Source organism: Ruegeria sp. ANG-S4 (genome assembly GCF_000814005.1).
GTDB lineage: Bacteria > Pseudomonadota > Alphaproteobacteria > Rhodobacterales > Rhodobacteraceae > Ruegeria.
In genome coordinates this window covers 13452-26738 of sequence record NZ_JWLK01000004.1, presented here as the reverse complement: position 1 = coordinate 26738, position 13287 = coordinate 13452, and the positions used below count along the sequence as shown (strand labels likewise).

Sequence of the window (13287 nt, the reverse complement as noted above, 5' to 3'; positions counted from 1 at the left end):
AACCGCAAACAGCCTTTCTAGTTCGTTGTAAGTCTCCCGGCGCGAGTCACTTTTCAGGTCCCGGATTCAGGTCGGTCACAAATATACCAGAGAATAAATCAAAGCGGCAGATGAGCCGACAATAATGATGCAAAAAGTTCCAACCACAATCCAAGCCTCAACCCGGTTCTTGAGCGGGTTTTTCTGCCGCATTTCCTTCAGATTTGTCTCCCATCCAAGACCATTTCCAACTTTTTTCCGCCATACTTTGAACATTTGCCCCAATTGCCATTATTCTCATCATAATGGCTAACCAACTTAGCAGACCAACAATCGTGAAGGTAACGGGAACTGCCTATGCAGCCTTCAAATACAAGGGATCAATTGGCGGATTTCGCCCAAGCACGTAGGGCCCCATCCCAGCCATCAAGCGGGCGGGATTCCAGTTCTTTGTGGAAGTCGTAGGGGATGCGGTTGGGCCAAGTCATGTGAGGTATAGGACGTGCATGAATAACTGATGCCTTAAATCAGCGGCAGTAACTAGCCCGCTTGAGCCGTGATTTAGCTGCTGGGGTTTCGTACTTCTTATATCGCCCGCCTGAGTATCGGGCACAGTCTAACGCGTGCCCCGCGGCGATAACAGCGGCTCCTATGTCCTGTCCGTTTGCTAAACAGGTCCCAACCCAGCGGTCATAGGTGCGCTCGCCGTTCAGTTTGCAGTCAACGGATTTGTCGCGAAGAAAGTTCACCATCCAGCGCTTAGCATTCTGTCCTGAGCGCGTTCCCAACTCGGGGGCATCCACGCCATTCAACCTAACTGGGGTGCCATCAACAACGATTGTGTCCGCGTCTCTGACGTGTACCTGGGCCTGTGCAGCGGTTGCGAAAAGGGCCAAACAAATAGCTAGTCGTATCATGCCTGTAATATAGTGATTCCGGGTTAATCCTTCACCCCTACAACGCAAAAAAGAACGCCCAGCCGTTAAGCTGGGCGGTTGTGGGTAAGGACACCTATCGACGTGGCGGCCATCCAAATCATCGTGAAGGTCGTGCGGTATGGCTTATCGTCAGTTTTCCGTTCGCCTTAGTCATTCAAAACCAAATCCGATAAGTTGAAAACGCCTATCCCGAAGTCAAACAACGAACCAATCGCACAAAGAACCGCAAAACTACTAGAAGTCGGCGCTAAAAATCCCCACCACCATCGTGCCCGGGCGCTATAACTGTCCACTTCGTACAGGGTATCTAGGTTGCTGCTCAGAAAAACCTCGCGGCTGTGGCTGGCCAAATATGCAGATGCGGCGCACATGCCCCCGAATAGCGCACCCATGCCAAACCATGAAAGAGAGTGAACTGCGGCTTCAAAATCCAACTTAAGTGGGGAATTTTGGTTGGCTATTGAGGAAATGAAGCCCAGCATTGCCACAGCGGCCCCGCCATTGATTAACAGCGTCGATTTCACAGCCACGGAAATAAGCTCTGACGTAGATTTTTGCGCACGTTCGAGCTTGTCGAACTGTTTCTCTTGACGTTCTATCTCCATTTGCCGCTCGACGAAGCGGGCTTCTACTTCTTTATCAATTTTCTCCAACATTTCCTTTCGCCATTGGGCAAGGCGGTCATTTATTCCGGTAGTCATTTCCCACCCTCGATGATCCCAATAATTTCGATAGCTTCCATCTAAAAAACCTCTGATAAATCTGGGGGAGAAAAAGAAAGAAACAGGCAGTGGCAATTGCCATCGACCAGAAAACCAAAAACCCAAATACTGTTGATGCCGTCGCTTCCAGGCTCCCGAACAAGAACGGCAAAGCGAAGGCAAAAACCAACGCCGCCAACAGCCAGAGCCAGTCCTTCATAGAAGCGAAACCTTGAAGTAGTCCTCAAGCCACTGGATTTTGTCCATAAACCCTTCATCTAAAGACAGCGCATTCGCCTCACGTCTGGTTGTGCCAGCCCGTCTTTTTTCGTCGGGGGTTCTGTTGGAGCCGCGTGTTTTTTCTATGGCCCTTTCGATCTCTTCCCGAGGCATGCTCACGCCCATGGGATCATAGAGGTTCTTTTGCACCCAAGCTGGACCATCTGATTTTATGAATTCATCGAGAAAAAGCGGCCTAACTTCGAAAAAGTCGTCCTCCGCCATTTCTTGTAGGCCAACGATGGATTCGGACAGCCTCTTTATGTAATGCGAAACAGTGTAGTCGAACGCACCTGCCAGCGAGTTGAAATTAGGGTAGACGCGGCGAAGGCAGTAGAAGTGCAGCACTGACTCATGCGACGGCTGGAACAACGCTTTCGTGTGCCGATAGCTCAACTCCACCAAAGGTTTTTTCAGGCCAGTAATGGTGACCTCATCCCAATTGGGTCTGGTATTTTTGCGGGATTTTGAGAACAAACGATAGGACTCAAAAACTGCCTCGGTGCGCCTATCGAAGTAATTCTTCCTCGCTATGAGACCGCCACCTTCCGTTTTCCCCTTGTGGATCCGGTCTGTCTCTCGGACAAGTTCAGCGAGGTGCGCGTATGGTCCGGCATCCATTTCACCTTGGATGTTGCAGCCCGGAACATAGTTGACCAAATTGCAGAATTGTCGTGTCCCTGCCCTCGGGAATCCGCCAATGATGACGATTTTTGGCTGTGGCTGTTCGGTTTCTATCTTTTTGGGTTCCGCAACCTTTTTTCGAATTCCAATCATTTTTGACCCGGCCCAAAGGTCATAAATCTTACTCCCGAGCTATCGCTCGATGCTTCGTCAGTCATTTCGCCTGCCATTTCATTCTAACTTGTCATCCGCGCTCAATTCGCGGGCAGGCTTTACGTAGAGATGCTGGCCAGTATCACAATGAGATTGTTAACCACTGGCAGAAATCGAGGGCAACTTAGCGGGAATTGCGGGTTTTTCAGGTTGTGGCCAGAATTGCCCTGCACAAACGATTTGCACGTCTCTCGTTGTCTGACATCTCTCCGACAAGATACCGCGAAAGCAGGTTGAATTCCTGTGACGCTGTCAGGACGAGCGGCAGCGCCGCCCACCGCAAAGGGTGACCAGTTTAAGTCCACTGTCTTTCCCCAATAGAAAAGGCCCCGCAAAAGCAGGGCCGCAGTCAGGTTGTGAGGCAGTTTATGCCCCCCTTTTGGCGCGTTGTGCGCCTTGTGGTTTCAATCTTGGCGTGAACAGGTTTGACCTACTAACCCAAGAAGAATTGAGCGCTTTTTGCTCAGAAGAGGACTAGAATGAAAACCCTAAACGCCTGCGCTTTTGCAGTCAGCGCCGCCATGTTTTTGAGTGTCGGTGCCCACGCCATGCCAAATGGCTTTACCACTCACGTCGAAGATGTCGAACACGGCGGTGGATGTCGTAAAGATAGTCCTCGCGGCCAGTGTTGCCATGCGGGAAGGCAACCCTACCACTGCCACTGATATTCGACACTACTAGAGGTCGCGCTTGGGTTAGCGCGGCCTCTTTTTTGTCCATGCGCCATCCAAACGGCAGAATTTGCCGCCTGTTTGGCTTTGACTGCGCCTAGCTGGGGCTTGCCCCGTGGATAGCTAGGAAATCGTTAACTAGCGAGTGAGTTTTTCCCTCATAGAAAAGAAGACAGACAAGCTATGAAACGGTCAATCCGAAACGGACTATTAATCAGAGGCACACTTTCATTAATGATTAACGTCGCCCTATCACTTCTTTGCGCTTACTTTTTTGAATTCCGCAGCCCGCAACTGACATTTGGGATCGCCCTCGCCTTCTTCTGCGTTGCGCCCACCCTATTCGGCGCTAAGACGGCAATAGTCACAGCCCTACTCAACTGGATCGCTCGCAAAAAGTTACGGCAAATGATCCTGGTAGACGTCCAAAGGGCCAAGATGCCAACTGGGGACCAATACGATTACTTCGATGCTGATGAATACCTGATCCAAGTCGCTAAGGACCGGTCAGTCCCAACTAAGACGCGAATGAAGGCCACGGAATTTGCCGCGACCCTAGCCGCCTTTCGCCAGACAGAGTGGGTGTTTGCCACATTCCTTCAAGCGGCACTCAATGGCGCGATCCGCGACCACTTCGTAATAAACACTGCCCCCTCTGTTACCAGTGAGGACAGTGCTAACTAGGCCAGCGGCGCACATGCGCCGTTAGTCATTTGATGCGTGAAGACCGTTCAAAAGGCGGGACGCCTCGCTAGGGTCTGTGTTCAAAAACAGTTGCACGTAGATGTCTGGGCAATAAGCCGCGGCGCACTTCATAACCCAAGGGAACGGCTTCATTCCCAATGCCTTAGCGATAGGACGCCATTTTCTCGGCGGAATCGGGGATTTTGCCCTTTCGTAATGGGTGACAATTCGCGAACCGGGAAGGCCAATTGCCCTCGACAGTTGCAACTGAGTTAAACCAGCGGCTTCACGGTTTCGTCTCAGGATTTCCCCGAGTTCTACGCGAAGCTTGTACTTCCGTTCATTTTCTTCGCTCAGCACCAGAAAATCTTTCCTTGCAAATTGATGCCGCTCGCAGATGAACCTCAGAAATGGGGAGCACAAGGTGACAAAACCGGTATTGGCAGGATGTGCAGGGTCAATGGCAGTAAGTGAATGCTTACTGAGTCTATCTCCACGTCGTTTTCGCCTAAGGCAAAGTGCTGTAAGCGTTTTACAAGCTGAGTTGTCTGGATCGCAGCGCGTGTTTGGTCTTGCTGTAGCTTTGTTGGTTTTGTCTTTGGGGCTGCCATATCAGTTCAGGTTCGTTGCCGGTTGCCTTCCTTTAGTGTTTGTGGGGAAGGCTTTGCTTCTCTTTTGTCAGCTTTTGCGTGTTTTCTGCCGTTATTGTGGCTGAGATTTATCCCAATTTGAGACTTTCGAACTCAGATGTAGGACCCCGATTCGATGAGAATGACGAAGTACTTTTCAATGATTGAGCGGAGCAAACCAGACGCGTGGCGCGTTGAGGTATTGCCGCCCTATCTGGCCGAAATTCAGCAGCTCAATGATCCCTTGGAGGAGCCGCCTTACCTTTTGGCGGAGAAGCCGACCAGTTTGCTTGTGTTCAGAGACGATGTGCGGATTTCCGTCGCCATGGGCCGAATAGAAGAAGAAGAATTCAACGAAGATTGGGCAACGGGTTTTTCAGACAAGAAAGCAACGCTTCGCCGTGCCGATTTTCTTTTCAGCGGCTCGTTGATCTACTCGTGCTCTTATGTTTCCGTTGATGGCGGCAGATGCGATCTACCCCTTCTCTCCAGTGGGAAACTGACGGTTCCGAAGCGCTTTAATCGAGCTATGCAGATATTCCACCAAGCCAGAGAGACAGGGTGTAGCTACTCAAACTATATCGTTGGGTCTCGCGCTACTATCGTGGATGAGGAGTGGCCTGTTTAGGTTATTATCGATCGCCCCGTCTTGGACGAATTTTGGACCTAAAAGGGTTTCGCGCTTACTTAAAATTTATGAAAGCTCGTAGCCGTTGGCTTTATCAAGGTTACCCTCGGTACTCGCCCGGCCAAACTGGTCGGGCCTTTTTCTCTTTATTCTAATGAACCTAAGTGCAAGCGATTCAGTGGGGGTAAACAGAAACACTACAAGCAGCACATGGAGAGCACCCGTGAATAACTCAAAACATGCCCCCGATTTGTCATGCGAAGACAACGTAGCCAATCTGCAAGCGCGGCGAAGCCCGTACTGGAACATATTGGAGTTTTGTCGTCATATCGGAGTCGCGAAGCTGCCTTCAGGTGACTGCTATTGGGCGGCGCGCATTCGAAGAAAGGATGGGAAGTATAGACAAACGCGCATCGGAAAGCTTGCACCGATACATGCCGACGGAATGAACTACAACGAAGCGTTAGTGCTCGTGAGGCATTGGTTCGACCTACCAGAAATCAGGGCGATTGCTTCGCAACCATACCCGGTCGGCACAAACTCGACGCTTAAGTACCAGAAGACCAACGAGCGCTTCACCATTGGTGACGCAATGCACGGCTTCGTCGAATGGAAACGTATAGCCGCTGCAAAAACCTATTTTGAGACATCTCTGTCCCTAATCAACCATCACATAATTCCGAGAATAGGCAATCTACCCGTTGAAGAGCTCAATCATTCGGTTTTCTTACGATTTTGTACTGATGTACTTGAGGCGGCTCCAAAAAGAGGTAACCAGTTTCAAGGTCCAAAAACTCGGATTGAGGCATTGAGTTTTGAACAGTTGAGGAAGCGAAAGAAGACGCTCAATACCGTTATCGGTATCCTCAGAACTGCTGTCGAGATGTCGTGGGAAAACGGTGATGTCGAAAGCGAACGCTCATGGCGGGTGTTGCGGAGACTTCCCCACGCAGACACACCTCGCCAGTTTTTCCTTACCCGGGCACAAGCGAAGCGCTTGGTTGCTTCCAGTCGACCAGATTTGGCTCTTTTGGTTCAGGCTGCCCTATACACAGGGTGTCGTGTCTCGGAACTGGCAAGGCTCAAGGCGCGTGATGTTGGCGGACACGTATTCGGCATCTACGTAGCGCCAATGAAGAGCTATCGCGGGCGCTATGTAATCTTGCCCGAAGAAGGCATGTCCTTTTTCTTGGATCAAGCTGAAGACTTAGACGAAGAAGATTTGGTGTTTAGAATGTCGTCCGGGAAGGCATGGACCGGATGCCATAAACACCTGTTCAAGGACGCAGTTCGGCGCGCTGGTTTGCCGGATGGATTTGTTTTTCATGGCCTAAGGCACACTTACGCTAGTCAGTTGGTGCAGGCGGGTACGCCACTGGCAATCGTTGCAAGGCAACTTGGCCATTCAAACACCGATACGGTCAGCAGAACCTATGGCCACCTTTGCTGCCACTCCATTGAGTCAGAGATTTCGCGTAGGTTCGTTCCTCTGAAAGAGGCCCGCGAAGACCCGCGACTTGTTGACCTTCGAAACACCCTTCAGGGCATTGAGGAGCCCAGTTGGTCCTGGCCTCAGAAGAACTATAGCAGAGCTCAAGGGACAGTAGTCGAGATTCTTAGACAACGAGAAGACGAGTTATCCGAGAGGTAAAGTCTTAGGCTTACCTTTTGTTAAGGAGTTCGGGTCAAACTGCTTTCTCAGACTTGGAATGGAATTGCTGTTATGGATGACGAGTTCTTACGGAACGCAAATGAAATAGAGCTCAGATTGAAAGCGGAAGGTATGTTCGCCACCGCAAACTCAATCCGTAAGTTTGTGAACTCTTACGTTTGCATCACTATAAATACGCTCGATGATCCTACGTTAAATGCCGCAACACTGCATCCGAACCCGGATTTAGAGGCCATTAGCGTCGATTGATAGTATTCGCCCTGGTCAGTGTTTCTTCTCCTTATTTGACCGGTTCTTCGCCGATTTGTTCGTAGGTGAAGCTGATTTTGGCAGCGAAGACGTTTGAACTATTTTTACTTTTACCACTCACCAACGGCGCGCGTTGTCGCTTTGCCCCCTCATCAACTGGCAACGTGAGTTATTTTCGAGCACATCCAGGTTAACCGGCTACTGAACCCGTCGGGTTAAGGTGACGCGGCGCGTCATAATGGGGTTTAGCGATTTCATTAGGGGGTACGAGTTCGGCGCGTCGTACCAATCCGTTTTTGCCGCGTTGAAGACCATGTGCGTCACGCTTTGGGAAACTCAATTCAGTAGTTTAGTCATCGGTAGCCGGATCTTTAGAAGCTATGACCTCCGATTCAGAAATTACTGAGTATCCCACGTAAACAGTTCCCAGAGCACAGATTACACCCATCGCGATCCAAAAAACGTATCTGGTTTCAGAGTACCCGCCAGAGGAACTACCTTCAATCGAGCGGTAGTAATGGACTGTCCATCCTCCACTGTCCGACAGGTCAAGCTCTGTCGCCTTCAGGTATTCGTCCAACTTGCGCGCGTGAGCGCGAAGCTCAGAATACCTGCGAATTCCAATGAACACGATGACCAAAGACAAAAGGGCAAGTACCAGACTAATCAAGGTTGTTTCTGTCGACAAAATGAAGGCAAAGATTGCAGACACTGTTCCTGCAGAGAAGTTTTCGTTGCCATTCATTCTGTCGATTACAGAATTCACTTCGCCCCTAAGCGATCCAATCTCAGCCAATTGAAGTTCTTTCAACATAAATTTCTCCAAAATATACCTTCATCAGGATGCTGACAAAGCCGAACATGCATCGCAAGCCATCCTGCGTTCAATGACATGCGAATTGCCAACCAGCAGTAGGCAAGAACCGGCTTTGTTTTCGCTTCTGAGTGCGTTTTCGCATTCCTTGTTTAGGCGATTACTGAGGTCTCTAAACTCTTCATCATCAAACCGCTCGACTTTGATGTCTTCCAAGCCGTCGATTTTGGCTGTAGCACAGAAAATGACAGGTTCCAGCCTTCCTGAGAAATCATCAGGTGTACGACAAAGACCTCAGACGCTATGCACCAGCCGTCCATCTCGGGAGTAAAACTCAACATCAGGCAAAACCAAGATTGGGCCTTTCGGAGATACTTTCTCAAGCCTTTCCAGTCTTTTACGTACGCTCATTTCCCTTACCCCCTTAGAGCCGCTTTGCGCCCCAATAAACCCAGATGCCCTTCTTGTCGGATGCGGCGTACATCTCCCGTGTGGCATCAGTAATACGCGATTTGAAGCCAGAGAGGCTCTCGCCTTCTTCTCGCACAACGTTGCGTGTTTCCATGCCCGATACCGAGAAAAGCGCGGACCGAGCCAACTCGTCCAATTGCTCACGCCGTACAAATTCATTGGAGCGCTCAAGCACAGTTCCGTTTTCGTCCAGGAAGGAAACCGTCGGGCAAATAACCTTGAATCTATCCGATGAACGTATTTCCAGCTTTTTGACTCTGTTCTTCACGCTCATTTCTTTGCCTCCAATGCCGTGATCCGGTGTTCAAGTTCGGTCATCTCCAGCACCCGCCGAAACTGCTCAACCAACCCCATGACGGTTGCACCTTCAAGCGGGGTTACTTCGCCTTGTGATACGGCCTGTAGGACCGCCTGAGCAGCTTCAGACGCGTCCTGTGCGTTCTGGATAGGTGGAAGCTCAAAGTTTACCGGCGCGTCCTTTCTGGTGGGCGCTATCCGTTCCAGGCACAGACGTAGAGCAGTGCTGTCGCCCTCAAGCGCCAACTCAACGGCCTTTTGAGTGATTGCCTCAGATTGACCCTCTAGCAGTTCCTCAACCGCCCGCGTGACCCTATGCCGGGTTCCGCGTGGTTTCCCGGGGTTACCTTGTGCGAACTTGCCGCTCTCATCCGTGTACGTATTGACTACGTTTTTTCGTTCGGATTCATCCGTCATTGCTCATGCCTCGCTTGTTGGATTGTTGGTGCGGTAGGTGTCCGTTTCCCCCAGACCCCCTGGTAGATTAAGGATGACTTAAATATTGCGACGGGGGACTTGCCGAAATCGGGTGTTTTCGTCGCAAATATTGATACGGCCCGTCGCATTTATTGCGTCGCCTCCGTCATTCTCGTCGCAAAATCTACGACGGTCTCGTCGCAGTTTTTAAGACAGGGTTTTGTTTTTCCGCCCTTGCCTGTCGGGTTGTGAACCGGGGCTTTTACCACAGGGAAATCTGCACCTTCAGACCACTGCTTGTACAATCTGCGGCCGGACTCCCCGTGCGCCGTCGGCAACGAAATCTCGGTTAGCTCGAACAGCGGAGATGATGCGACGCCACTGGTGCCAAGTTTTGGCGGGCGGGTAACGGCAATGAAGCCTTTTGCCTGAAGCTCCCGGAACCCTTTGGCGGCGGTGTTGTAAGACACGCCCAGACGTTCAGCGGCTTGTCTGACGCTCAAGCAAATCTTGCCATTGTTGTTATTGTCTACGCCGTGCCATTCCAGCCTGAGCCAAGGGTACAGAGCCTGAGCAGTGGACGAGAGGGCCCGCCAGGCGGGCTCCTCCATCATGTTTCGCACCATCTTGGTCCAGTGTTCACCACGGCGCTCGTTTTTCTTGTCGCGCCCCATCTAAGCAGCCTCCGCCTTACTGAGCGCGTCTATGAACTCCGGCAGCAATTCCGCCTTGAACGCGACGCCTTGCTTTCCGGGCAACATCTCTCCGTCTTTTGAGACGAAGAACACGCGGATATTGATGATGTCGTAACCCTGAAAGTCATCCCGGCTGACACGGAATTCCTCACGGCTGTTCTTGGGGATCTGGGTGATGAGGGCCATCAGCGGCCCTCCCCGAAATACAACGTTGCGACAATGCGAGCAGCGGCTTCAGTAAGGCCATGCTTGCGGCGAAGGATCTGGAATTGAATGTTGAAGGCACTCATTGGGGCGCCTCCTGACCGTCGATCCGGGCAACGGCATCGCGCAGAAAATATACTCCGCAACGCTTACGCCCCGTTGAGATGTCGTTACTGTACCATTCAGTCTCGATGCTGAGGCCTTGTTCCTCACGAAACTCCGTAACGTACTGCGACAACCGGCATGGGCTGGCGCAGTACATCGGGCGCTCATTCAGCCCGTCCAGGATGCAGCGTTTGTTTTTCCTGACGTGAATAGTTCGACTTTCGCCGCTCTGGTCTGTGATCCTGTATGCCGCCGTTTCAATCTGGTGCGGTAGGTCCAGCCATTTCAACACCCAGCGCGTGTTGCGTGGGGCTCGTTTGGTCTTTGCTTCACTGCTCTTTTCAGTAGCCATGTGTGCTTACCTCGCTTGCGCGTAGGCGACGAACATCGTACACTTTGGGCGTCTTTAGCGTTAGCGATACAACGAATAGCCCGTGTCCAATGTGTCCCCATTGGCGCGGATTTCGTTTAAGCGCTGCGGCTTTCACCCATGATCCAGTTGTCAATCTGATGCGTGTCCACAAACGCGGCGTTGCCAACCTTATGCTTGGTGATGTGACCAGCATTTGCGGCATTGTCGAATGTGGAACGACACAGCGAATAACGCCGTATTGCATCCGTCAGACGGATTAGGTTTTTAGGCTTGTCGGCACTGTCTGCCATGTCATCTTCCTTATGACACGCAGAAGCTCAGAACAGAATTTTTGGCAGTCGCGACGGTCTGTCTGTTCACTATTTGCGAAAATATAACTGTTGCGAATACCACGACATGTTGCCATATCGCATATAGCCATATAACGTGGTCGATGACGAAGGGAGAAATTTTCTAGCAAGCCAAATCTGGCTTTCGCTTTCTCTCCAATCGTTAGCATTCTATTCCGAGCCTTCTGCTTGTTGGTTTCGGATTTCAGCAGAGGGTCGCCTAAGTATTGGACCACGGCGGCGGCCCCTCTGCTCTTTATGCCCATCGCTCCCCACTGGAAAGCATACCGGCCTATTCATGATAACGGCCCTTGTTGTGTGGCACAAGGGAATGTTGCCCATTTGTCCCCATGCGCAAGATGATGATAAATATCAGGATATTTCTGCGCTATAGGTGCGGGCAGGCCTCTGGCGCGGTCGCAGGTCTCAGCCATTCCCGCTCTCCCTCAGGTGGATCACCTTCGGCCTGATTCCCGTCACATGTTCTGCCCAGCGCTCGGCCAGCAACAACCGCTCATCGAAGTAATCTGACCGCTGGTAAGCCCGCGATACGGCAGAGCCGACTTTGTGGCCGATTGCCGTTTCCTTGATTTCATAATCGGTTTTCGTGGCCTCATCTGCCCATGTTCTGAAACTGGCCCGAAACCCGTGGGGTCGTGCATCCAGTTCCAGCCGCTCCATATGCCGTGACATGCTGGCATCGCTGATGACGCCCTTGCGGACGCCCGGGAACAGATAACCGTCTCTGGCGGTTTCCTTTGCCGCCTGGACAATGCGCATCGCCTCTGCCGACAGGGGCGCACGGAAATCATCTGTCTTGCCGCGCGGCCCCTTCACTAGCTCTGCTGGTACGGTCCATGTGTTTCCGTTAATCTGATCCAGCCTTGCAAATCGGATCGGCCTAGACCGCAGCCCGGTCAGGATTAACAGTTGCAGCGCAAGCTGGACCGTGCCGCCCCCTTCAAGGGACTGATAGAACGCCGGAACATCCCGCCAGTTCATTGAGGGGATGTTCTGTGCCTTGTGTATCTGTTTGCCCAGCAGTTCGCGGGCGTCGTCTATGGCGTGGCGGTCAATCTCGAACCTCTTGGCGCTGGCATAGCTCAGGCAGGCTTTAAGCCGGGTTAGGGCTTTCCTAGCTACATCCGTCTTGGTGTGCCAAATCGGGCGCAATGCATCGGCTATAACGGTCCCAGTGATTTCCTCGACCGGCTTCTCGCCCAGAGAGGGCAGGATGTGCGTTTTGATTGGGCTGTACCATCGGCCAGCCCGCCCATCGTCTTTAAGCTGGGCTTGGCGGGCCTTGAATGCCTCGGGGGCGATGTTCTTCAACAACCGCGCCTCTCTGGCGTTTGGGTCGTTGGCAATCAGATCCGCTGCGGCCTGCGCCCGTTCACCGCTGCGCACCTCGATGGGGTTGCCACCGCTCTTTACAATGGAACGATAGGCGTCTGCCATTTCCCGCGCCTGCGCCAGCGACACGCCGGGGTAGCCGCCCAAGCCCATTTCCCTACGCTTGCCCGAGATAGTGAACCGAAACACCCACTGGTCGCCTGAAGCCAGCCGGTAGAAATACAGGCCGCCACCATCACTGTGCTTGCCGGGTCCGACGCTGCGAACCTTTGCCGCTGTCAGCTTGTATAGGGCTCCTGCCATGCGGTCCTCAGGGGATAGGAGTTTACATCCCCTGTTTTATCCCCTGTTTTTTCGTCGGTTGCAATGGGCATATATGGGCACCTTTGGGCATAGAGACCTAAAAGTACATTAATTACATAGCAGTATTGAGAGGGGAACCGTCGAAGTTAGGTAGCCTTGGGCAATTGTTCAGTGCCCTCTTGAGGCACCAAATTTTCTACCAAATTACTGAAACTATAAGGATTTTCGGTAATCTCGTTCTGTATCCCGAGATTTGCCCGCCGATACTCAGCCCAACGGCGTCACTCATACTGACAGCCTTGAACAAAAGCACCACTTAAATCGACTTGCGAAATCAATTCCAAGGGCGTCACGCGCACAGTGACATCAGCAACTCCCAAAGATACGGCAAGCTGGGCATGCCCAGCGCGTGATGCATGGCCTTCAACAAAAGCACCACCAAAAGCATCGCCGAAAAATAGACCCCGGTAAGCATCAAAACCACTTTTGGATCGGTGCCGCGAAAGCACCTGTCCAGCTTCGGCCCGACAACGATATAGTCAGATAGCATTGATCCTGCGCGCCTTCGCGTTGATTTCTGCTCAGTTATCATGGAATTTTTCCGCAAAATTCTGGCTCGACGATGGCGCTGTGGTGGCGATTTGAACGTACTTTCGGTC

General features: G+C 51.8%; 17 protein-coding genes. 4 read left to right on the top strand and 13 right to left on the bottom strand.

Annotated elements, in window-relative coordinates; genetic code table 11:
* Positions 1-506: 506 nt before the first annotated feature.
* Positions 507-896: a thermonuclease family protein gene (locus RA28_RS10845; RefSeq protein ID WP_039528254.1), complete on the bottom strand. Its 390-nt coding sequence runs from the start codon at positions 894-896 to the stop codon at positions 507-509.
* A 167-nt stretch (positions 897-1063) separates the two neighbouring features.
* Positions 1064-1618, bottom strand: a complete 555-nt coding sequence (locus tag RA28_RS22250; RefSeq protein ID WP_152612073.1) for a hypothetical protein — start codon at positions 1616-1618, stop codon at positions 1064-1066.
* An 89-nt stretch (positions 1619-1707) separates the two neighbouring features.
* Here RA28_RS22250 and RA28_RS22810 point away from each other — a divergent pair, with 89 nt between their 5' ends.
* Positions 1708-1854 carry a hypothetical protein gene (locus RA28_RS22810; RefSeq protein WP_193747398.1) on the top strand — a complete coding sequence of 49 codons (147 nt, stop codon included), beginning with the start codon at positions 1708-1710 and terminating at the stop codon, positions 1852-1854.
* Here RA28_RS22810 and RA28_RS10830 read toward each other — a convergent pair.
* On the bottom strand, positions 1835-2674 hold the full coding sequence (locus RA28_RS10830; RefSeq protein ID WP_039528250.1) for a hypothetical protein: 840 nt from the start codon (positions 2672-2674) through the stop codon (positions 1835-1837). The genes RA28_RS22810 and RA28_RS10830 overlap by 20 nt on opposite strands.
* A 914-nt stretch (positions 2675-3588) precedes the next feature.
* Between RA28_RS10830 and RA28_RS10825 the strand changes: the two genes are divergently transcribed.
* Positions 3589-4089: a hypothetical protein gene (locus RA28_RS10825; protein WP_152612072.1), complete on the top strand. Its 501-nt coding sequence runs from the start codon at positions 3589-3591 to the stop codon at positions 4087-4089.
* 21 nt (positions 4090-4110) lie between these two features.
* On the opposite strand, the gene RA28_RS23150 is transcribed toward RA28_RS10825, so the two are convergent.
* On the bottom strand, positions 4111-4449 hold the full coding sequence (locus RA28_RS23150; protein WP_039528239.1) for a helix-turn-helix domain-containing protein: 339 nt from the start codon (positions 4447-4449) through the stop codon (positions 4111-4113).
* 411 nt (positions 4450-4860) lie between these two features.
* Between RA28_RS23150 and RA28_RS10815 the strand changes: the two genes are divergently transcribed.
* Positions 4861-5346 carry a hypothetical protein gene (locus RA28_RS10815; RefSeq protein WP_193747397.1) on the top strand — a complete coding sequence of 162 codons (486 nt, stop codon included), beginning with the start codon at positions 4861-4863 and terminating at the stop codon, positions 5344-5346.
* A gap of 445 nt (positions 5347-5791) precedes the next feature.
* On the top strand, positions 5792-6997 hold the full coding sequence (locus RA28_RS10810) for a tyrosine-type recombinase/integrase (protein ID WP_052261435.1): 1206 nt from the start codon (positions 5792-5794) through the stop codon (positions 6995-6997).
* Positions 6998-7616: 619 nt separating this feature from the next.
* Here the strand turns inward: RA28_RS10810 and RA28_RS10800 are convergent.
* The 9 genes from RA28_RS10800 to RA28_RS10755 form a co-directional block, all read right to left on the bottom strand.
* Complete coding sequence (locus RA28_RS10800) at positions 7617-8081, bottom strand: hypothetical protein (RefSeq protein WP_039528230.1); 465 nt, start codon at positions 8079-8081, stop codon at positions 7617-7619.
* A gap of 424 nt (positions 8082-8505) precedes the next feature.
* Positions 8506-8826, bottom strand: coding sequence for a hypothetical protein (locus RA28_RS10790; RefSeq protein ID WP_039528223.1), 321 nt, complete (start codon positions 8824-8826; stop codon positions 8506-8508).
* The gene (locus RA28_RS10785; protein ID WP_039528221.1) at positions 8823-9266 is read right to left on the bottom strand and encodes a DUF5681 domain-containing protein; all 444 of its coding nucleotides are present in this window, start codon (positions 9264-9266) and stop codon (positions 8823-8825) included. The genes RA28_RS10790 and RA28_RS10785 overlap by 4 nt, the downstream gene beginning before the upstream one ends.
* A 149-nt stretch (positions 9267-9415) precedes the next feature.
* Positions 9416-9940 (bottom strand): hypothetical protein, encoded by a 525-nt coding sequence (locus tag RA28_RS10780; protein ID WP_039528217.1) that lies wholly within the window; start codon positions 9938-9940, stop codon positions 9416-9418.
* Entirely contained in the window at positions 9941-10147 is a 207-nt protein-coding gene (locus tag RA28_RS10775) for a transcriptional coactivator p15/PC4 family protein (RefSeq protein WP_039528214.1), read from the bottom strand.
* Between the two features lie 100 nt (positions 10148-10247).
* The gene (locus RA28_RS10770; protein ID WP_039528211.1) at positions 10248-10622 is read right to left on the bottom strand and encodes a hypothetical protein; all 375 of its coding nucleotides are present in this window, start codon (positions 10620-10622) and stop codon (positions 10248-10250) included.
* Between the two features lie 116 nt (positions 10623-10738).
* On the bottom strand, positions 10739-10933 hold the full coding sequence (locus tag RA28_RS10765; RefSeq protein ID WP_039528209.1) for a hypothetical protein: 195 nt from the start codon (positions 10931-10933) through the stop codon (positions 10739-10741).
* Positions 10934-11398: 465 nt separating this feature from the next.
* On the bottom strand, positions 11399-12628 hold the full coding sequence (locus tag RA28_RS10760; RefSeq protein ID WP_039528205.1) for a tyrosine-type recombinase/integrase: 1230 nt from the start codon (positions 12626-12628) through the stop codon (positions 11399-11401).
* A 349-nt stretch (positions 12629-12977) separates the two neighbouring features.
* The gene (locus tag RA28_RS10755) at positions 12978-13178 is read right to left on the bottom strand and encodes a hypothetical protein (RefSeq protein ID WP_152612070.1); all 201 of its coding nucleotides are present in this window, start codon (positions 13176-13178) and stop codon (positions 12978-12980) included.
* Positions 13179-13287 lie beyond the last annotated feature (109 nt).